Source organism: Nostoc sp. (genome assembly GCF_036919895.1).
GTDB lineage: Bacteria > Cyanobacteriota > Cyanobacteriia > Cyanobacteriales > Nostocaceae > Nostoc.
Genome location: NZ_JBALBW010000060.1, coordinates 31,484 through 52,593 on the forward strand (window position 1 = coordinate 31,484; position 21,110 = coordinate 52,593).

A 21,110-nucleotide genomic window follows, 5' to 3' on the forward strand; every position below is an offset into this window, starting at 1 on the left:
CATGGAACTGTGCAGATGTCTAAGAATATGATTAGTGTTGAAAATTTAAGTAAAAAATATATTATTGCTCACCAGCAAGAGCAAGGTAGTGGCTACAAAGCACTGCGGGATGTAATTGCTGATAGTGTCAAGTCTTTGACCAAGGCATTTATCAAACCTAGTGGCAAAAAAATGCCCAACCCAACGCGGGAGGAATTTTGGGCATTAAAAGATGTTTCCTTTGAGATTCAACAAGGTGAAGCCATTGGCGTGATTGGACGCAATGGAGCCGGGAAATCTACCCTTTTAAAAGTTCTGAGCCGGATTACCGAACCGACAAGGGGACGTATCGGTATTAAGGGGCGGGTAGCAAGCTTATTAGAGGTGGGGACGGGATTTCACCCAGAACTTACGGGAAGAGAGAACATTTATCTCAACGGTTCCGTTTTGGGGATGAGTAGAGTTGAAATTAAAAATAAATTTGATGAAATAGTAGCTTTTGCTGAAGTTGAGAAGTTTTTAGATACGCCAGTAAAACGCTATTCATCAGGAATGTACGTCCGCCTTGCTTTTTCTGTTGCAGCCCATTTAGAACCAGAGATTTTAATTGTCGATGAAGTTTTAGCTGTAGGTGATTCGGCATTTCAGAAGAAGTGCTTGGGGAAAATGGGTGATGTAGCCACCAAAGAAGGACGAACAGTTTTATTCGTCAGTCATAGTATGCAAGCTGTTACCCAGCTTACTAAACGTTGCATCCTACTTTCTAAGGGTAGCATTCAGTTTGATGGTCATACTGGCAAAGCAGTGCAATTATATCTGGCTGGCCAGAAAGATGAGTCTGCATCACCAGCATATTACCAAGCTCCAGTTAATAAAACTGGCAATCATGTAGCTTGGGTAAAGGCACACACTTCTGAAGAAGAAGGAATTCATTGTTGGGGAAAACCGATTACTTTTGAGTTTGCTCTACATGTAACTGAACCCCATGAAAGTCTGCGTTTTTCCTTTCAGATAGTAAATTTTTTACAACAACCTATTTGTATCTTCTGGTTTTTTGAGTCTGATGCTCCGTTTTGTCGAGAGCCAGGAATATTTATCCTCAGATGTGAAATTCCCAAATTTAGACTATACATGGGTTCTTACACCTTAACTACATGGTTTTCTAACCGTCGTAGCGATACTCTGCTAGAAAGTCTTAAAGAGATTTGCCCATTTGAAGTAACTATGCATACTTTTGAGCGTCCAGAGTATCAATGGCAAGCTGATGAGTGTCTTTATTTAGAAGATGCTATTTGGCAAACCGTGGAAAAGCATTAATTTGAAGGCAGATTAAGTAATGGCAGTAAATGATGATGTCAAGCTAGGCAAAAACGTAAAGATTTTTCATCCTCATCTTGTAAATCTATACGGTTGCGTTATTGGTGATGATACAAAAGTTGGTACATTTGTGGAGATTCAGAAAGATGTCACGATAGGAAGTCGCTGTAAAATTTCATCCCACAGTTTTCTCTGTGAAGGTGTTGTGTTAGAAGATGAAGTCTTTGTTGGTCATGGAGTCATGTTTACTAATGACCTTTATCCTCGTGCAACCAATGAAGATGGCAGTTTAAAAACTGACGATGATTGGTATACAGTCAAGACTTTAGTGAAGCGCTGTGCCTCTATTGGTAGCAATGCTACTATCCTACCAGGGATAACTATTGGTGAAAAAGCCATCATCGGTTCTGGAGCAACAGTAACTCACGATGTTCCCGATTATGCAATTGTAGTTGGAGTCCCCGCTCGTGTCATCGGGGATGTACGCGATCGCCAAAATGTAGAAATATCAGCTAACAGTTTGTGAGAGCCTTGGTTCTGTATTTATTGAAAACTGAAGCCTTGCAAAGATAAAGTTTTTAAACAAAAAAGCAATTAATTTGCAATTCACCCAGAAACTATTGCCACCTTTTAGTGGCAGTAGTTAATAATCCATAAAAAATAAATTTTAATTAATTAAAAGCAATGGCAAATATCATTAATATCGGTGTTATCGGCTATGGTTATTGGGGCCCGAATCTGGTAAGAAATTTTGTAGAGATGCCAGGAGTTCAGGTTAGAACAGTCAGTGATTTTAACCCAGAACTATTGACAAAAGTGCAATCTAGGTATCCGACAATTCAAGTAACTAAAGATTGTCGAGACATATTTACAGATCCCCAGATTGACGCTGTAGCGATCGCCACACCAGTTTCAACTCACTTTGAATTAGCTTTAGCTGCATTGCAAGCTGGTAAACATGTCCTGGTAGAGAAGCCAATGACAACTACCTCCGAGCAAGCAATGCGGCTGATTGAAGAAGCAGAAAAACGTAACCTAGTCTTAATGGTCGATCACACCTTTGTGTATACAGGTGCTGTCCGCAAAATGCACGACTTGATCGCCACTAATTCCTTGGGTGATATTTACTACTATGATTCTGTCCGCGTCAACCTGGGACTTTTTCAGCATGATGTTAATGTCATCTGGGATTTGGCAGTCCACGACCTCTCAATCATGAACTACTTATTGCCATCCCAGCCTTATGCTGTCTCCGCTACAGGTATCAGTCACGTTCCTGGAGAACCAGAAAATATCGCCTACTTGACCTTATTCTTTGAAAAGAATCTCATTGCTCACATCAATGTCAACTGGTTAGCACCAGTAAAAATCCGCCGCACATTGATTGGTGGTAGTCAACGGATGATTGTTTACGATGACTTAGAACCAAGTGAAAAAGTCAAGATTTACGACAAGGGTATTACAGTCAATGGCAACTCCGAAAGCGTGTACCAAATGATGATTGGTTATCGTACAGGGGATATGTACTCACCCAAGTTAGATATGACAGAGGCATTGAAAACAGAGGGATTGCACTTCATTCATTGTATTGAACAAGGCGATCGCCCAATTACTGATGGAGAAGCAGGACTGCGGGTAGTCAGAATTCTCGAAGCTGCATCCCAGTCTCTCAAGCAGCAAGGCCGATTAATTGAACTGAATGTGGCAGAGGTAGCAGCGTGATTCCATTTGTAGACCTAAAAACTCAATACCTGAGTATTAAAGACGAAATTGATACTGCCGTTTTGAAAGTACTTGCAAGTACGCAATTCGTTTTGGGCAATGAAGTTAAAGCCTTTGAAGAAGAGTTTGCCAGTTACTGCAACGCAGATTATGGCATTGCTGTCAATACAGGTACTAGCGCCCTCCATCTAGCATTACTAGCAGCTGGCATTGGTGCTGGTGACGAAGTGATTACCGTGCCTTTCACCTTCGTTGCGACCACAGCAGCAATTTGCTACACCGGAGCTACCCCTGTTTTTGTAGATATCGATCCTATTTCCTACACAATAGATGTTACCCAAATTGAAAAAGCAATAACCGAACGCACCAAAGCAATTCTACCCGTGCATTTGTACGGTCAACCAGCAGACATGGAGCCAATTTTAGATATTGCTCGTCGTCATGGTTTAGCCGTAATAGAAGATGCCGCCCAAGCTCATGGGGCTGAGTACAAGGGGCAACGGGTAGGTAGTATCGGTGACATTGGTTGTTTTAGCTTTTACCCTGGTAAGAATTTAGGGGCTTACGGTGAGGGAGGTATGGCAGTCACCAATAATCCTGAATATGCCCAGACTATGGGAATGCTGCGCGACTGGGGTCAAGAACGCAGGTATCACCATGTATTGAAGGGTTACAACTATCGCATGGATGGCATCCAGGGAGCGATTTTACGGGTGAAGTTACGCTACATCGAAGCCTGGACAGAAGCCAGAAGAACCCACGCAGCACACTATGACCAACTTTTGGCAGAATCTGGTGTAAGTATACCTGCTGTGATGCCTTATAGCCGTCACGTCTACCATGTCTACGCCGTGCGATCGCTTCAGCGAGATGCCCTACAACAAAGTCTGCAAGAGCAGGAAATTCAGACAGGTATTCATTACCCAATTCCCGTTCATCTCCAGGCAGCATACTCTGACTTGGGTTATAAAACTGGAGATTTTCCGCACTCAGAAGCAGCATCTAGCCAAGTTTTATCCCTGCCTATGTATGCAGAACTCAGCACAGAGTCACAAACTCAGGTTGCCAAAGCCGTAATTAGCTTAACATAACCGATAAATTTGATGTCCGATCCAGGTAAAATTAAGATAGTCACAGCTATCCACGGCTTACAACCAGAAAAGCTAGACCCTGACTTTGAAATTCAACTAGCAGAATATTTAAATACTCAATATGAACAAAAATCATTAATCGAATTATACGCCCGCTTTGCTACAAGTGACGGCGACTTTGACGGGCTAATGCGGCGAGCTATTTGGCGGGCGGTAGCACGCAGATTCGGACATAACATTCGAATTGGTAATGGTGTAGGTTTTAAGCATCTCGAAACCTTTGAAATTGGGAACCAGGTATTTATTGGCTCCCAAAGCTATATTCAGGGAAGATTCGATGGTACTTGCATCATTGGAAACCACGTTTGGATTGGCCCACAGAGTTACTTTGATGCCCGTGATTTAATTATTGAAGATTATGTGGGATGGGGCCCAGGTGCAAAAGTGCTGGGTTCATCACACACTGGATTGCCGGTTGATGTCCCCATCATCCAAACAGACTTAGAAATTAAATCAGTAAAAGTGGAAACAGGTGCCGATATTGGCATGAATGCGGCAATCCTACCTGGGGTAACAATTGGCCGAGGCAGCATTGTTGGCGCTGGTGCAGTTGTCACCAAAGATGTACCACCTTATGCGATCGTCGCTGGTGTCCCTGCTAAGTTTTTACGCTGGCGGGAAGGGTATGAACCATCAAAGGAAGAATATGCAAAATAAACGAATTTTAATTACAGGTGGTGCAGGTTTAGTTGGTTCCCATATTGCCGATTTGTTGGTAAATGAAGGAGTCTCAGAGATTATTGTTCTAGATAACTTCACCCGTGGACAACTGAAAAACCTGGCTTGGGCAAAAGAACATGGCCCTTTGGTAATTGTAGAAGGCGACATCCGAGATCAAAAACTCTTGGGTGAAGTCATGCAAGGTGTAGATATAGTCTTTCATCAAGCAGCAATTCGCATTACCCAATGTGCCGAAGAACCGCGTTTGGCATTAGAAGTTTTGGCAGATGGCACTTTCAACGTTTTGGAAGCAGCAGTGAAAGCTGGGGTAAAAAAGGTAGTCGCTGCCTCATCAGCCTCCATCTACGGCATGGCGGAGGAGTTTCCAACAACTGAATCTCATCACCCCTACAACAACCGCACTCTCTATGGTACAGCAAAGGTTTTTAATGAAGGGTTATTACGCAGTTTCTATGATATGTATGGGCTGGACTATGTAGCATTACGCTATTTCAACGTCTACGGCCCGCGCATGGATATTTACGGTGTATATACTGAAGTATTGATTCGTTGGATGGAGCGTATTGCTACAGGTCAGCCACCACTGATTTTTGGTGATGGCAAACAGACAATGGACTTTGTATATATCGAAGACATTGCCAGAGCGAATATTTTGGCCGCCAAAGCCGATGTAACTGACGATGTATTTAATATTGCCAGCAATGTTGAAAGCAGCCTGAACGACCTAGCTTATAGTTTGGCTAAAGTGATGGGGTCAGATTTACAGCCAGAATATGGCCCAGAACGTAAAGTCAACCCCGTGGCCCGCCGATTAGCAGATGTGAGCAAAGCCAAACAATTGCTAGGTTTTGAGGCGGAGGTATCTCTAGAAGAGGGATTGCGTCGGCTAGTGAGTTGGTGGCGCGAACAGAAATTGGCAAAGGAAGCAAGCAATGTCTGAGAAAACGCAGTCTATCCCAATCGCTAAACCTTGGATGGGTGAAGCTGAGGCGGAAGCAGCTAGCCGAGCGATTATGTCTGGGTGGGTAACACAAGGGCCAGAAGTCGTCGCTTTTGAACAAGAATTTGCCGCTTACGTAGGAGGAGACTACGCCTGTGCTGTCTCCAATTGCACCACAGCATTGCATTTAGCGCTATTAGCTGTAGGCGTGCAACCTGGGGATGAAGTAATTACCGTTAGCCATTCTTATATTGCCACTGCCAACAGTATTCGCTACTGCGGTGCAATACCAGTGTTTGTGGATATTGAACCACAGACATACAACATCAATCCGATGTTAATTGAGGATGTGATTAGCGATCGCACTCGTGCTATCCTGATTGTCCACCAGATCGGGATGCCTTGCGACCTCAAAGCCATCCTGGATATTGCTCACCGCTACGATTTGCCAGTAATTGAAGATGCAGCTTGTGCGATCGGTAGTGAAATTCTCTGGAATGGACATTGGGAGAAAATTGGCAAGCCGCATGGAGACATCGCTTGTTTTTCCTTCCATCCCCGCAAAGTCATAACCACCGGTGACGGTGGGATGCTGACCACAAATAATCCCCAATGGGACAAACAGTTTCGCCTCTGGCGACAACATGGAATGAGCGTCCCCGATACTGTCCGCCACGGTGCGAAACAGGTAATATTTGAGTCATACCCAATGCTGGGCTACAACTACCGCATGACTGATATTCAAGCAGCAGTAGGGCGGGAACAACTCAAACGTCTACCAGAAATTATTGAGCGGCGGCGTTATTTAGCGCAGCAATATCAGGAAAAGCTGGCAGATGTGCCGGGATTAAAGTTACCAACTCAGCCAAATTGGGCAAAGAGTAACTGGCAGAGTTTTTGTGTCCGGCTAACAGAGAAATACGACCAAGTAAAAGTAATGCAGGAAATGCTAGATGCTGGCATTTCCACACGACGCGGAATTATGTGCGCTCACCGTGAAAGTGCTTATCAAAAAGAAGCTTGGTCGTGTGGAGTTGAGCCAAAAGCTTGCGAGTGTGAAATTGGAAAGTGCGATCGGCTTTCTGAGAGCGAGCAAGCACAAGATCGTACTATCTTGCTACCCCTGTTTCATCAGATGACTCAACAGGAACAGGATTATGTCGTAAAGGTTTTAAAAATGGCTTGTCAGATTTAAAGAAAAATTCTCTCTATGAAAATTGCTTCCAGCAGTCCCTCTGCTTTACACAAGAAACTGATACCAATTTGAATAATTTTTGTGACACATTCATTCTTCGTACAGAACATTGCTGTGCGCCTAGCTATCTGTGACATTCTTTTTTCAAATTGGTATGAGAACCTCTTGTCGCAACGTCTTTACCATCGGTAATCATTAAACTTCATAGGAAATAGCTATGACTATCCTTTTTACCAATCAAGTCCCAAGCATTTCAAACTACACCGATAGCGTTCCCTACGAATTAGGGATGAAATTCCACAGCAATACAGGCGGACAAATTAACGCCATTCGCTTCTGGAAAGCCCCTAGCGAAACAGGAACGCATATTGGCAAAATATGGAATGCAACAGGAACGCTTTTGGCAAGCGTCACTTTTTCTAACGAGACGGCTTCTGGCTGGCAGAGTCAGGCTCTGGCCACACCACTTAACATTCAAGCTAATACGACTTATGTGGTCTCTGTCAACGTAAACAGCTATTACGTAGCTACCTATGATGATCTGGGCAACTCCATCGTCAATGGGAATCTTAGCTCAGTAGCAGACGGTAGCAATGGGGTGTTTAATGGGACTCCAGAAGCCTTCCCAAACGGTTCTTACCGGAATACTAACTATTTTCGTGACATCGACTTTGTAGCTGTTTCCTTGCCTACGATTACAAAGACTAGCGGCGACAATCAGACTGGTGCAGCCGGAACTGCATTGCCCAATCCTTTGGTTCTTCAGATCAAAGACGGTGCTGGCAATCCTCAGTCAGGGGTCACGGTGAACTTTGCCGTTACTAGTGGTGGGGGTTCAGTCTCGCCCACAAGTGCAGTAACGAATACTAGCGGTCAGGCTAGTACCATATTAACTTTGGGAGCTGTCCTTGGCTCAACCCTACCAATAACAAATGCTGTAAGCGCTACGGCTGCCGGAGTAGGTAGTGTTAACTTTTCAGCCACTGCTAGCCCCACAGGAAACACCCAAGTTATCCTGACAACTCAAGTGCCAAGCGTTCCAAATGCCACTGATAACGCTTCCTATGAATTAGGTTTGAAATTCCGCAGCACTAAAGGGGGACAAATTTCCGCCATTCGCTTCTGGAAAGCTGCTAGTGAAACAGGAACTCACATTGGCAAAATATGGAATGCAACGGGAACGCTCTTGACAAGCGTCAATTTTTCTAACGAGACAGCTTCTGGTTGGCAGGAGCAGCTTCTAGCAACGCCAGTAAATATTCAAGCTAATACGACTTATGTGGTCTCTGTCAATGCAAACACCTATTACGTAACTACTTATGATGAACTGGTCAGTTCCATAGTTAATGGCGATCTTAGCTCAGTAGCAGATGGCAACAATGGGGTGTATAACACAAACCCGAATTCTTTCCCAACCAGTTCTTATCGGAATAGTAACTACTATCGCGACATTGCCTTTGTCGTCGGCAGTAACTTAGTTAAAGTTAGCGGAGACAATCAGATTGGTGCAACTGGAGCAGCTCTGCCCAACCCCCTAGTAGTGCAAGTCGTAAACGCTCAAAATAATCCTCAGTCAGGGGTCACGGTGAGTTTTGCCGTTACGAATGGCGGAGGATCTGTGTCGCCCACTAGTGTAATAACTAACGCTAGTGGTCAAGCAAGTACAATCTTGATATTGGGATCAGTACCCACTGCCCCTGGAGGGGTGGTAGTTACAGCGACGGTCGCAGGCATCGGTAGTATAGCCTTCTCGGCTTCAGCGACTCCGGCAAACCCTAATCCAATCTATTTGGAAAACCTAAATTCTGGCACAACTAACTGGAAGCTTGATAACATTGGTAGTGGTGAAATCGCTGGCTATGCCTCGGCGACCAGTGTCAATAAAGGGGAATCTCTGGACATTAAGGTTTCTCTTGGACAAGCTGGACAATATACCATCGATGTGTACCGCTTGGGCTACTACGGTGGCACAGGAGGAAGGCTAATAGCAACTAGCGGCCCACTCAATGGCACTACCCAAGCCGCCTGTACCAAAGACCCCGATACTGGACTGCTCGAGTGTAACTGGACAACTTCCTACGTCTTGCAGGTAAGCAATAACTGGACTAGTGGTATTTACGTTGCTAAACTGACTGACCAAGCAACTGGCAAAGTAGCGCATGTGTGGTTTGTCGTCCGCAATGATAGCAGCAATGCTGACATCCTGTTCTCAAGCGCTGTTTCTACTGTTTTAGCCTATAGCTCGACGGGTGGTCAAAGTTTGTACACCATGTACAGCATTGGTGGACAGAGAGCTTTTAAGGTTTCCTACGATGCACCGTTTTCCCAAGCAAGCGATCAACAGTCCACCCAGCCTGACAAACCTCTGCAATGGGAATACAATATGGTGCGCTGGTTAGAATCTCAAGCTTACAACGTTACCTACACCGACAGTATGCAGATTCACACCAACGCACAAAGTTTGCTCAATCACAAAGCATTCTTGTCTGTGGGTCACGATGAGTACTGGTCTAAAGAAATGCGCGATCATGTCGAGGCTGCACGCAATACAGGAATTAATTTGGGATTTTTCTCTGCCAATACTTGTTATTGGCGAGTGAGGTTTGAAAATTCTACCCTCGCTGCTGGGCAAGTAAAGCCCAACCGAGTGATGGCGTGCTACAAACAAGATTGGTCATTAGATCCAGTTGCCCAGCAGCAGGGTTCATCAGCAGCTACTAATAAATTCCGCAGCATCCAAAACCAACGGCCGGAAAACGCCTTGTTGGGAGTCATGTACGGTAGCGACTATAGTAATGTCTACGGTGGTGCTAATTTTGTCGTCAGCAATAGTAGCGATTCTTATTATGCGAATACGGGACTTCAGAATGGGGATCAGCTAACTTTATTAGTGGGCTACGAATGGGATTTTGTCGTTAATAATGGGTCTTCTCCTGCCGGTCTCATCACCTTATCCCAGTCACCAGTCGAACCTTCCAGCTTATTGCCAAACTTCGACGAACCGCCTGGAGAAGAAGCTCTCCCTGCCAACCAAGATTTTACTAAATCCTATTCAGCCCGCTACACAGCTAGTAGTGGGGCTAAAGTCTTTGCCTCCGGCAGCATTCAGTGGGCGTGGGGGTTAGATAGCGACGGTATTAACCCAGCTAGGGAAGATATTCGCGTCAAGCAAATGACTGTCAACATTTTAGCAGATATGGGAGCTAAACCCCAGGCACCAAATGCTAACCTCATTGTTCCTTAAATTATCATACAAGGAGTAAAAAATGACACCACTACAACGTCGCCAATTTGGCAAGCTGGTAGCTGCCAGTTTGACTTCTACTGTTGTTGCCGACATCTCTAGTAAGGCGTTTGCTCAAAAGACCGTATCAAGCAACGAGTCTCTTTATGGAGTAAACGTCCTTAGTACATCCAATACTCGAAACCGAGAAAACCAAACTCCACCAGTGGAACTGAACACTGCCACTCTGCCGATAGGAAAAGTTATCTCTGCTAATCTGCTAGATCAAAAAGTTCTTTCTAAAGTTAATCTGCCAGTTCTGTCCGTTGAGAATCTATCGCCTGTAATAAAAAAACCTCGAGCCTTCTTTTTAGCTGACTCTGATCGGATTACAAAAGCGATAGTACTTGGCGATAAGACTATTGTAATTTCTACAGTTTCTCACACAAGAAATGGTCAGTTCAATCATCTCATCTATTCTGTTGGAAGTGTTATTAATCGTCAATTCAGAGCAAAAAAAGTACTAGACTTCAAGAGTTCCAATCAAACTATTGAAAGTTTACTAAGTCTTCCCAATAATAAACTTCTATGCATAGTGGGAACTGAAGGTGTCCCGCCTTTTACCTTTAGAACGCTCGATTTCACAACTGGTAAAATTCTTTCTGGAGATGATCTATCTCTACCCTCACTGCTGCCCAACCATCGATTTGCTAACCTATGCCAAGATGCCAAGGGAAATATTTTCGCAACCGAGATCGGTTCAGAAGGTATCCCCATTTTAATCTCCATGAACTTGCAGGAGAAAGCCATAATTACTGGCAAGGTAAAAATGAAAAGACTGACTCGACTAACCGTTGAGGGAAAGCCTCTTATCAACGATGTTAAAGATTTGGGCTTTTCTGCTTCTGGCCAACTGTATGCGCTGGCTACTGATAGTAGTAGAAAAAACAATGTTCTATATACAGTAGACGTGAAAACTGGCAAGATGGAACCAGTAAAGAACTTTGCTGTCGAAAAGTTTGTGTTCTCTCTCTAGTACTACAAAGACACAAGACGCGATCGCATGAATCAAAACCGTTATGCGATCGCCCTTGAGGATTTTTTTGTCTTGTTATGTTAAAGAAATTAAACCCTCAATTACCAGCTTATACCTATCACTAATGAGCGGATAATTGAGGATTTAAAAACTCTTTATAATACTTGATATTAATGTTAGCAAAGATTTAGTAAAGGAACTTTATGGAGAATATTGTCAAGCCAAAACTTGTATTTTTTCAATGGAAAAATACAAGTTTATCTCAGTTTATAATTCTGCACAAACAACAGCATGTCAAGTGTCTATCAGAATTTTTTAACGTTATTGTAGTTAACGAAGATTGTGACTATCAGCAGATTTGTGATAATTATCAACCAGAATTGACACTTTTTGAAAGTGGTACCAACTATAAAGGTTGTCAAAAACTCAAAATTAGCAACACTAATGCTTATCCAAAAATACCTAAACTGGGCTTACATAATGGAGATTCATGGTGTGAAGCGCGTGCAGGGTTTCTTTCTGATATGGAAAATTGGGGTATAGAAACTTTCTTTTCTATTGCTATTACTGCTGCTGAACACACACCAGAGATTTCTGATAACTTATTTGTCTGGCCAAATTTTATTGATGTTGAGACATATAGAGATTATGGACAATCAAAAATTATCCCAGTAATGTTTAGTGGCTACATACACAATATGTACCCTTGGCGGCAACGAATTTTTGAAACTATTTCTAAAAATTATCCTTCACTCATTTGCCCTCATCTAGGATATAGTCAGAAGTTATCGTCACGCATGATGTATGGTCAACTTTACGCCCGTACTATCAATGCTTCTTATTTTGTACCAACATGTGGAACAGTAGAGAAAGAACTTGTTCGCAAACATTTAGAAATACCAGCATCTAAATCTTGTCTGATTACAGAAAAAACTGCATCTGTTGAAGCTAGCGGATTTATTGATATGCAAAATTGCTTATTCGCTGATGTTAATGACGTATTAGATAAAATTGATTATCTATTAAATAATCTAGAAAAACTTGAAGAAATTACTAACGCTGGTTATCATCTTGTTCATTCTAGACACACTTTAAAACAACGAGATCAAATATTTCAATGGTTTAATCTTTATAAAAATCTCCAACCAAATCAAAAAATTATTCAAACCAGCCCTTTTGAACCATTGATGATTGTAGATAAATCATCTGGAATTAAAAACTCACATATCATTAGTAATGGATTAATTACAGAACTGATCCACCAAGGAGATGAAAAGCTCCGGCATCATCAATACAAAGAAGCAGAGACTTTATATCTCAAATGCGTCAATTATATAAGTTGGATGCCTGAGCCGAAATTGCGTCTAGCAATATGTAACCTTTACAAAGGGGATGCCAATATGGCACTTTATTGGATTACTCAACCAATCAAATATACACTTGAGGAATACCAAGCCTCAGATCCCGATCCGGTAGAGTGGGCTTATTTCATCATTTCTGTACTTTGTCATGGAGAATTAGATGATGCTATTAAGATTGCTCATCAATTTATATCTCTTTCTCACCCTATTTTAGCTCGTACTCGTAAAATTATTTCCGTATTAGAAAATCAAGATACATTGCATGATATAGCTCAATCTCAGTCTAATTATCGTTATAGTGTTCACCAATTACCCGATCAAAGCTTTTATGATTGGGTTAATCATATATGTATTATGCTTCGCTCATGTAACCAGTTAGAATTAGAAAAAAAATTAAAATCTTTCTTAGGCTCAGAACTACAACTGTCGGATAAAATGAAAGTTTATCATAACTATGATGTACATACTAAATATTATTTTAAGCGATTTCAAAATGATTTAACAAAATCTCTAAGAGCGAAAATAAAAGGATTTTTTGCTCAGAAGTTACATTATTTAGAAACTAAGTTTGGCTATTTCCTGCCTTATAAATTATCAAAAATAAAATACAATGAACTTTTTTGCACTATTAGAGTAATAGCAGAAAATGATCGTGTGAAGTCAGCTTTATTGCTTGGAGCGTCTAACGGAAAAGTAGGAACTGAATCTTTGTTAGCAGGGATACAAAAAAATCCAAATAGACCAACAGTATTTTGCATGAATATTTTAACAACTAGATTTATGCAACTACAAAAACGCTACGATCATAATAATCATATTAGAACGTGTCAGATCACGTCTAACATTAAGGAAATAAGTCACAAAATAAAAACTATTAAGCAGGAAAATAATGGTTTTGATTTGGTATTAATTGATGGCTCAGAATTTAGTTTTAATATTGATTTAGAAGAATTAATAGATTCCAAATACATTATTCTAGAAAATATTAATACATTCTGCAATTATCAATTATACCAGAAGTTAATGTTGAATAAAGAATATGGGTTAGTATTTCATAATATTGCTTTTAGAAATGGATATGCCTTATTTGAAAAAGGTAATAATCACAATCATTATTTATTGGTAGAAAAAAACAACATTAATATATAAGTAAGTGGGCGTAAATAATTGTCGTGAGGGTAAGACAATAGGCAAAAGACAATAAATATAAGGATTTTAGCCTAGTTAATTTATTTACATAATTAATTGGATTTGATTGTACCAAATTACTTAGTGAAATAGGTTAAGCCTTTTGTTACCTGAGTGGTTTAAATTAAATTACTACTCACGTTTCCGCTCTTTTTTCCCATTCTAGTCACTGCAATTATTTTATTCATTCAAATTGATGAAAATTGCCTTTGTTTCTACTAATGGATTTGCCCCTTGGGGAGGAAGTGAAGAACTCTGGTCTCAAACTGCTATACGCATGAGCCAGGAAGGATTTACTGTGGGTGTAAGCATTAAAGGATGGACAAATGAAGCAAAACAAGTATTAGAGATAGAAGCTTCTGGTTGTATAGTTGTACGCCGATGGTACAACAAAAGCCGTATCCAAAGACTGGTATCTAGACTATACAACTCTGATAGTGAGTTTGGATTTCTCGATCAATTTAGACCTGAACTAGTCATCATATCTCAAGGTGATAACACTGACGGACTAAATTGTATGGAAGCCTGCTTAGAGAGAAGTATTCCTTTCGTTGTGATTACTCAAGTTGCGACAGAGAGTATGTGGCCATGTGATGAAGTAGTCATAAGATTAGCGAAAGCTTATACAAAAGCAGAACACTGTTTTTTCGTATCACATGCTAACTTGAAGCTCACACAAAAGCAGTTAGCAGTCAAACTTGAGAATGCAAAAGTTATTAGAAACCCCTTTAAAGTTTCTTATGAGACAAAACTTAGTTGGCCAGCAGAAAACCAAAATTTTAAGTTAGCTTGCGTAGCTCGTTTAGACCCTTTAGCTAAAGGGCAAGACTTGCTATTTGAACTTTTAAAAACAAACAAGTGGAAAACTAGACCTCTTGAAATATCCCTTTTTGGTAATGGCTCCAATTCACAGTCTTTACGTGAATTAAAAATACTTTGGAATTTAGAAAACGTGCATTTTTATGGTTTAGTTAATAATATTGAGTCTATTTGGGAAACGCATCATGCTCTGATATTACCCTCACGTTTTGAGGGTTTACCTCTTGCGGTAGTTGAAGCTATGTTATGTGCGCGTCCCTGCATTGTAACGGATGTAGCTGGTAATAGTGAAGTTATTCAGGATGGAGTTAGTGGATTTATAGCAGCAGCTCCTAAATTAGAGTTTCTAGATGAGGCTTTAGAACGGGCTTGGCAAAAAAGAGATTCTTGGTACGAAATAGGACAAACTGCTGCAATTAAAATTAGAGACTTAATACCAAGAGATCCGATTGGGGTGTTTGTAGATGAATTAAAAATATTAGTAAAATGATGAAAGTATTACAAATTAGTTTGAGCGATCATCTAAATGCGGGTGGTGGCTCAATTGCTATGTATCGTCTTTACAATAGCTTAAAGAATCAAGGTGTTGATGGGAAAATTATGACGGCACAAAAAAGCCTTGAATCTAATGATTCAAAACTAATTAATACAACATCTAAACTAGAGTCATTACTGAGGAAAGTTAGTTCAAAGTTCGGGTTAAATGATATCCATAAAATTAGCTCCTATAATTTAACTAAAGATCCATTTTATTTATGGGCTGATATAATTAACCTCCATGTTATACATAGTGGTTTCTTTAACTATTTAGCAATTCCTGCCCTTACTCAAAGTAAACCAGCAGTTTTCACACTGCATGATATGTGGACATTTACAGGTCATTGCATTTACAGTTATGACTGTAACCGATGGAAGATTGGTTGTGGAAAATGTCCCTATCCAGAAAGCTATCCATCTATAAAAATGGACAATACTGCATTGGAATGGAAGTTAAAAAAATGGACTTATAGCCACTCAAATTTAACTATTGTCACTCCCAGTCGATGGCTTACAAATTTAGCCCAGCAGAGTATACTAAATTGTTTTCCTATTCACCATATTCCTTACGGAATTGATACAGAAGCATATCAACCTCTTGATGCCGAAAAATGTCGTTCTGTTCTGGGAATACCAACTAATAAAAAAGTACTCATGTTTGGAGCCCAATCAGTTAGCGATCGCAGAAAAGGTAGCGATCTATTACTTCAGTCTTTGTCTAAGCTACCGGCCTCTCTTAAAAGTGAAACAGTCGTGTTAATTTTAGGTAATAATGGTGATGTAATAGCAAAAGAAGCAGGAATAGATAGTTTATATTTAGGCTACGTCACTAGCGATCGTTTAAAATCAGTGGCTTATTCTGCTGCTGATTTGTTTATTTTTCCTACACGAGCTGATAATCTCCCTCTAGTTTTACAAGAAAGTATGGCTTGTGGTACACCGATGATATCTTTCAATGTTGGTGGAATTCCAGATTTAGTACGACCTGATATTACCGGTTATCTCGCTGAACCTGAAAAAACTGACAGCTTTTCCGAAGGGATTATTAATTTATTAGAAGATAATAATTTGAGGAGTGAAATGAAGAAAAATTGTCGAGAAATAGCTGTTCAAGAATATGCATTAGATATCCAAGCTAGAAAGTATATAGATATTTATCAATCTCGAATTAGCGCATAAAACTTTAAGGTTACAAATTGCAGCTTTTATATTAAATCTTATGATAAATCCACAAACTTACTTAAATAACCTCAATTTAAAAATATTAGGTGGCGGAGCTGTTGTAACAGAGTACTACTTACCAGCCCTTGACCTTTTAGGTTTAATCTCTAACACTATTGTTACAGACGCTTCTACAAAAACTCTAAGTAAGCTTAAACAACTTTCTCCTAATATTCAATGTGAAGAAGTAGACTTCCGCAATTACCTAAATAATATCTATAGCCAGGGAGAATTTGATGCGGTAGTTATTGCCTTACCAAACCAATTCCATGTTGAAGCTGTTGAACTAGCTTTGATGAAAGGCTTTCATGTTCTCTGCGAGAAACCATTAGCAATGGATGCAGCAAGTTGTTTGAAGTTACATGAACTTGCAGAGAAAGCTGGAAAAGTTTTGGCAGTTGGAATGGTGAGACGACTACTTCCTTCAGTGACAGCCTTGAGGAATGCTCTAAAAAATCAACTCATTGGTTCACTTCAAAGTATTGAAATTGAATGTGGTGGGGCTTATGGATGGCTATCTGAGAGTGGTGCTTTTTTCCGAAAAGAAAATGGCGGTGTCCTCGCAGATATGGGAGTTCATTATCTAGATTTAATTGAAGATTTAGTTGGTTCTTTACAACCAATCGGTTACTATGATGATTGCTTTGGTGGAGTAGAAGCTAATTGTGAATTTCAACTGCTAGCTCAGGATTCTATTCCTGTCAAACTAATACTTTCTCGTACCCACGATTTGAAAAACACAGCTATTTTCAAAGGAGAATTAGGAGAACTCAGTCTAGAACTTAATACCTTTGATACATGCTTTTGGCGCTCCTCTCAATCTGATAAACTTGCAGGCAAGTTATATCCCCATAAATCCTTTGAATCTGGTGATTGGTTGCCAACATTTAATTCTTGCTTTGCAGAACAATTTGTAGAATTTGCCTCAGCAATACATGAGCAAAAAACACCAAGAGTGACAGCAAAACAAGCTGCTAATACTATAGGAATGATTGAGTGGGCTTATACTCAACGTAATTTATTGGTTTCTCCAGCATATTCCCAACAAGCAATTTATCTTCCACCATCAAAAGTAGTCATTACGGGTGGTACAGGTTTTATTGGAGAACATTTAATTGCTAGATTAGTAAACTTAGGATTCTCTGATATTGTTGTTCCTGTTCGCAACTATAAAACTTGTGCCGGTGCAGCTAGATTCCCCATTCAAATGCCGGGAATTGATTTATTAGATTACGAGCAAGTAAAAGCCAGTGTTGCTGGTGCAAAATTTGTATTTCATCTTGCCTATGGACGTGATGGAGGTAATGCTGCACAGGTGACGATTGAAGGCACGAAAAATGTAGTCAATGCAGCAATCGAATCTGGAGTGGAGTGTTTAATTATTCTCAGCACTATGTATGTTTTTGGACATCCTGAGACTAATCAATTAGTTGATGAATCCTGGCCTTATAAGCCTGCTGGCGGTGAGTATGGCATTAGTAAAGCAAAAATGGAACTTTGGTGTCTTGCACGAGCTAAGTCTAGTCCCAATACTAGGATTGTCGTTCTTAACCCATCTTGTGTTTACGGGCCTAGTGGGAAAACCTATACAAAATTACCTATAGATTTGGCTCGCATAGGTAATTTTTGTTGGATTGAAGAAGGAAAGGGAATTGCTAACTACACTTACATAGAAAACTTGATTGATGCAATTCTTTTAGCAGCAAATTGTGAAGCTGCACATGGTGAAAGATTCATTATCAATGATGGTTTTTGTTCTTGGCATGAATTCATTACACCACTGATTGGTAAATTTGCTCATAACTTGCCTTCATACAGCCGTAGCCAGTTAATTAATAAATCCGATCAAACTCCAGCAGGAATGAAAGATTTAGTTCGCCATTTAATCCAAGATTTAGAACTAATTGATATTATCAATAGGATGCCTATACTTGGTAGCATTAAGCGACAAGCATTCAAATTAGTGCCGAAGGTGCATAATAATTTATTACAAGAACAAGCTCAAACCACTTCACCTATAATGCTTGTAAAACCACCATATTTTCAACATCCACCAGTTTGGCTAGCAGATTTATTTTCTTCAACTATCACTCGGTTTTCATCGGAAAAAGCATCTAAAACTTTGGGTTGGAAACCTTTGGTTACTTTAAGTGATGGACAGGAAAAAACAGCATCTTTTTTAAGAAGTATAGGCTATACGGAACTGTTATGATTTTTTCTTCAGTTCAATCTAATCTAAGGTTTGCTTTTAACCATAAAAAAAATAGCTTAGGCTTTTTACGTTTCTTATTTGCTGTTTTAGTCGTTCTACAACATAGCTATATCCTTGGTAATTTCGGCAATGAGCCTTTACTATCTCTAAGTAAAGGACAGCTAAGTTCCGGTTCATTAGCTGTACATGCTTTCTTTATCATTAGTGGATTTTTGATAACTCGTAGTTATATTTCAAATCCCAATATTTTGCGTTATTCATGGCATCGGATCTTACGTATCTTTCCTGGTTTTTGGGTCTGCTTATTGGTTACTTCTTTTGTTATAACTCCCATTGTATATATAAATGTACATGGAAGTATAAGTGGCTATTTCTTAACATCAGATAGTCCATTTAGTTATGTTTTTAGGAATCTATTGTTATCAATTAAGCAACCAGATATAGCTGGGCTGATGGCATCCCATCCAGAAAAATCATTGAATGGTTCTCTATGGACTTTAGAATGGGAATTTTTTCTTTATATCGCTATAGCTATTTTAGGTTCTTTATCCATCCTCACAAAGTTTCGATGGATTGTTTTAGCTATCTTCCTAGTGCTATTATTAACTTACTTGTTAGACTCATGCCACTGCCGAATAATTTTATTATATTGGACTAGTAACAGAGTACCACCATTGTTAGTCTTGTTCTTTTCGGGTGCAGTTTTCTGGCTTTACAGGGAAAAGGTTTATTGGAATTCGATAATTTTCGTTAGTTTCGTGTTGATTACTTTAATGGCAATATATCTTAACTTATATGCCTGGGTAGAGCCATTAACTTTACCATACATTATCTTATGGCTATCTATAAATTTGCCTTTGAGCAATTTCGATAAACATAGTGATTATTCTTATGGAATTTATATCTACTCATTTCCCATACAACAACTTCTTGTTCAATTGAATTTAGACGAGTTTGGTGTTGGTTTTTACTTTATGCTTTCATTATTACTGACAATGCCATTAGCTATTCTTAGCTGGCATTTGTTTGAAAAGCCTGCTTTGCAGTTCAAAAATAAAAATATTAATTCTATTAAGTACTTTGTAAGCAAAATAAAAAAATAGCTTTTTATTGACAATGATAATTTAACAAACAATTGGTGTTAGGACTTAGATGAAAGTCATCCAAACTCTCGGATACTATTTTCCTGAATCTTCTGGAGGTACAGAGGTTTATGTAGATGGATTAGTAAATCAATTAAACTCCCAAGGTATAACAAGTATTGTTGCTGCTCCTCAAAAGGGAACTCAGGAAATAACCTATGAACATGATGGTATTAGCATCTATCGTTATCCTGTTTTTCCCGATCTGACCCTTGAGCAAATCCGTGATGTTACACCGCATGGTGGGTTTGAATATTTTGCTCAGTGGCTCGAACAACAAAAAGCTGATATCTACCATCAACACTCTTGGGCGACTGGTTGCAGCATACATCACATGCGACAGGCGAAACAGCTAGGGATGCCAACAGTATTAACCGCCCATGTCCCTGGATATATCTGTTTGCGTGGCACAATGCTATTAAATGGGCAACAAGTCTGTGACGGAAGGATTGAGCAGGTACGATGTGGTAACTGCTGGGCTATGGCGCGAGGCATACCAGCAAGCCTAGCACCTCTATTGTCTAGAATACCCCTACCCTTAAGTGCGATCGCCTCTTCCTCATTATCTAATAACCGTCTAGCTACCGCTCTAGCTACACCAACTTTAGTTGCTACACATCAAAATCGTTTACTAGAGATGGTAGGTTTGGCCGATCGCATAATAGCTGTCTGTCAATGGCTCTATGATGCATTGCTGCTGAATGGTGTAGCTAAAGAAAAACTCATTTTGTGCAGACAGGGAGTAGATTCAACTAATCTCAAAATTAAACCAAGTTTACAGGATAAGTTAAATACAAAGAAACCTTTGAAAATTGGTTTTTTAGGACGTTGGGATAGGATCAAGGGTATTCATATACTAGTAGAAGCAGTCTGTCGCTTGCCATCTGACTTACAAGTAGAATTAGTTATTCATGGGTTGGTGCAAGGAGAAGAAGCAAAAGCTTATCAACAAGAGGTTTTTGCTCAAGCTGCTGGCGATCGCCGCATTCAGTTTGCCGATCCTGTTGCCCGTGATTTAATCGCCGAAACCCTCGCAAGTTTTGATGTATTAGCAGTTCCTTCCCAATGGTTAGAAACAGGCCCTTTAGTAGTTTTGGAGGCTTATGCAGTGAAAACTCCTATATTAGGTTCTAATATAGGGGGTATTTCTGAATTAGTCAGACATAATATTGATGGTTTGTTAGTTCCCTATCAAGATGTAAAAGCATGGACAGAAGCAATTTCAATACTTGCCCAAAACAAAAACTTGCTATGTAGTTTACAGCAAGGGATTAAATCAGTCAGAACAATGACAGAAGTTGGATTAGATATGAATTCATTGTATCAAGATTTATTGAGAAAATGAATTAATATCAAAACTTATATTAATTGGTTAGGTTATATTTT

At 40.0% G+C, this 21,110-nt stretch carries 15 protein-coding genes; all 15 read left to right on the forward strand.

The window, feature by feature from the left end:
* Nucleotides 1–15: 15 nt before the first annotated feature.
* Complete coding sequence (locus V7K55_RS11045) at nt 16–1,296, forward strand: ABC transporter ATP-binding protein (protein ID WP_334831102.1); 1,281 nt, start codon at nt 16–18, stop codon at nt 1,294–1,296.
* A gap of 19 nt (nt 1,297–1,315) precedes the next feature.
* Nucleotides 1,316–1,822 carry an acyltransferase gene (locus V7K55_RS11050; RefSeq protein ID WP_334831104.1) on the forward strand — a complete coding sequence of 169 codons (507 nt, stop codon included), beginning with the start codon at nt 1,316–1,318 and terminating at the stop codon, nt 1,820–1,822.
* A 158-nt stretch (nt 1,823–1,980) separates the two neighbouring features.
* On the forward strand, nt 1,981–3,018 hold the full coding sequence (locus V7K55_RS11055) for a Gfo/Idh/MocA family protein (protein ID WP_334831107.1): 1,038 nt from the start codon (nt 1,981–1,983) through the stop codon (nt 3,016–3,018).
* Nucleotides 3,015–4,109 carry a DegT/DnrJ/EryC1/StrS family aminotransferase gene (locus tag V7K55_RS11060; protein ID WP_334831109.1) on the forward strand — a complete coding sequence of 365 codons (1,095 nt, stop codon included), beginning with the start codon at nt 3,015–3,017 and terminating at the stop codon, nt 4,107–4,109. Before V7K55_RS11055 ends, V7K55_RS11060 begins: the two co-directional genes overlap by 4 nt.
* A 12-nt stretch (nt 4,110–4,121) precedes the next feature.
* Complete coding sequence (locus V7K55_RS11065; RefSeq protein ID WP_334831243.1) at nt 4,122–4,826, forward strand: acyltransferase; 705 nt, start codon at nt 4,122–4,124, stop codon at nt 4,824–4,826.
* Entirely contained in the window at nt 4,816–5,790 is a 975-nt protein-coding gene (locus tag V7K55_RS11070; RefSeq protein WP_334831112.1) for an NAD-dependent epimerase/dehydratase family protein, read from the forward strand. Before V7K55_RS11065 ends, V7K55_RS11070 begins: the two co-directional genes overlap by 11 nt.
* Entirely contained in the window at nt 5,783–6,985 is a 1,203-nt protein-coding gene (locus tag V7K55_RS11075; protein ID WP_334831115.1) for a DegT/DnrJ/EryC1/StrS family aminotransferase, read from the forward strand. Before V7K55_RS11070 ends, V7K55_RS11075 begins: the two co-directional genes overlap by 8 nt.
* Nucleotides 6,986–7,202: 217 nt before the next feature.
* Nucleotides 7,203–10,229 (forward strand): N,N-dimethylformamidase beta subunit family domain-containing protein, encoded by a 3,027-nt coding sequence (locus V7K55_RS11080; protein ID WP_334831117.1) that lies wholly within the window; start codon nt 7,203–7,205, stop codon nt 10,227–10,229.
* Nucleotides 10,230–10,251: 22 nt separating this feature from the next.
* The gene (locus V7K55_RS11085; RefSeq protein ID WP_334831119.1) at nt 10,252–11,244 is read left to right on the forward strand and encodes a hypothetical protein; all 993 of its coding nucleotides are present in this window, start codon (nt 10,252–10,254) and stop codon (nt 11,242–11,244) included.
* 203 nt (nt 11,245–11,447) lie between these two features.
* Nucleotides 11,448–13,754 carry a glycosyltransferase gene (locus V7K55_RS11090; RefSeq protein ID WP_334831121.1) on the forward strand — a complete coding sequence of 769 codons (2,307 nt, stop codon included), beginning with the start codon at nt 11,448–11,450 and terminating at the stop codon, nt 13,752–13,754.
* Nucleotides 13,755–13,989: 235 nt separating this feature from the next.
* Complete coding sequence (locus V7K55_RS11095) at nt 13,990–15,102, forward strand: glycosyltransferase family 4 protein (RefSeq protein ID WP_334831123.1); 1,113 nt, start codon at nt 13,990–13,992, stop codon at nt 15,100–15,102.
* The gene (locus V7K55_RS11100; protein ID WP_442949084.1) at nt 15,099–16,328 is read left to right on the forward strand and encodes a glycosyltransferase family 4 protein; all 1,230 of its coding nucleotides are present in this window, start codon (nt 15,099–15,101) and stop codon (nt 16,326–16,328) included. Before V7K55_RS11095 ends, V7K55_RS11100 begins: the two co-directional genes overlap by 4 nt.
* A 40-nt stretch (nt 16,329–16,368) precedes the next feature.
* The gene (locus tag V7K55_RS11105; protein ID WP_334831125.1) at nt 16,369–18,582 is read left to right on the forward strand and encodes an NAD-dependent epimerase/dehydratase family protein; all 2,214 of its coding nucleotides are present in this window, start codon (nt 16,369–16,371) and stop codon (nt 18,580–18,582) included.
* Nucleotides 18,579–19,685 (forward strand): acyltransferase family protein, encoded by a 1,107-nt coding sequence (locus V7K55_RS11110; RefSeq protein ID WP_334831126.1) that lies wholly within the window; start codon nt 18,579–18,581, stop codon nt 19,683–19,685. Before V7K55_RS11105 ends, V7K55_RS11110 begins: the two co-directional genes overlap by 4 nt.
* A gap of 49 nt (nt 19,686–19,734) precedes the next feature.
* Entirely contained in the window at nt 19,735–21,069 is a 1,335-nt protein-coding gene (locus V7K55_RS11115; protein ID WP_334831127.1) for a glycosyltransferase, read from the forward strand.
* Nucleotides 21,070–21,110 lie beyond the last annotated feature (41 nt).

Excerpts from the sequence above, each read along its gene's own strand:
- V7K55_RS11115 (WP_334831127.1), top strand. The coding sequence starts at position 19,735 with ATGAAAGTCATCCAAACTCTCGGATACTATTTTCCTGAATCTTCTGGA.
- V7K55_RS11045 (WP_334831102.1), top strand. The coding sequence starts at position 16 with ATGTCTAAGAATATGATTAGTGTTGAAAATTTAAGTAAAAAATATATT.
- V7K55_RS11050 (WP_334831104.1), top strand. The coding sequence starts at position 1,316 with ATGGCAGTAAATGATGATGTCAAGCTAGGCAAAAACGTAAAGATTTTT.
- V7K55_RS11085 (WP_334831119.1), top strand. The coding sequence starts at position 10,252 with ATGACACCACTACAACGTCGCCAATTTGGCAAGCTGGTAGCTGCCAGT.
- V7K55_RS11100 (WP_442949084.1), top strand. The coding sequence starts at position 15,099 with ATGATGAAAGTATTACAAATTAGTTTGAGCGATCATCTAAATGCGGGT.
- V7K55_RS11075 (WP_334831115.1), top strand. The coding sequence starts at position 5,783 with ATGTCTGAGAAAACGCAGTCTATCCCAATCGCTAAACCTTGGATGGGT.
- V7K55_RS11065 (WP_334831243.1), top strand. The coding sequence starts at position 4,122 with ATGTCCGATCCAGGTAAAATTAAGATAGTCACAGCTATCCACGGCTTA.
- V7K55_RS11070 (WP_334831112.1), top strand. The coding sequence starts at position 4,816 with ATGCAAAATAAACGAATTTTAATTACAGGTGGTGCAGGTTTAGTTGGT.
- V7K55_RS11095 (WP_334831123.1), top strand. The coding sequence starts at position 13,990 with ATGAAAATTGCCTTTGTTTCTACTAATGGATTTGCCCCTTGGGGAGGA.
- V7K55_RS11110 (WP_334831126.1), top strand. The coding sequence starts at position 18,579 with ATGATTTTTTCTTCAGTTCAATCTAATCTAAGGTTTGCTTTTAACCAT.
- V7K55_RS11105 (WP_334831125.1), top strand. The coding sequence starts at position 16,369 with ATGATAAATCCACAAACTTACTTAAATAACCTCAATTTAAAAATATTA.
- V7K55_RS11090 (WP_334831121.1), top strand. The coding sequence starts at position 11,448 with ATGGAGAATATTGTCAAGCCAAAACTTGTATTTTTTCAATGGAAAAAT.
- V7K55_RS11080 (WP_334831117.1), top strand. The coding sequence starts at position 7,203 with ATGACTATCCTTTTTACCAATCAAGTCCCAAGCATTTCAAACTACACC.
- V7K55_RS11055 (WP_334831107.1), top strand. The coding sequence starts at position 1,981 with ATGGCAAATATCATTAATATCGGTGTTATCGGCTATGGTTATTGGGGC.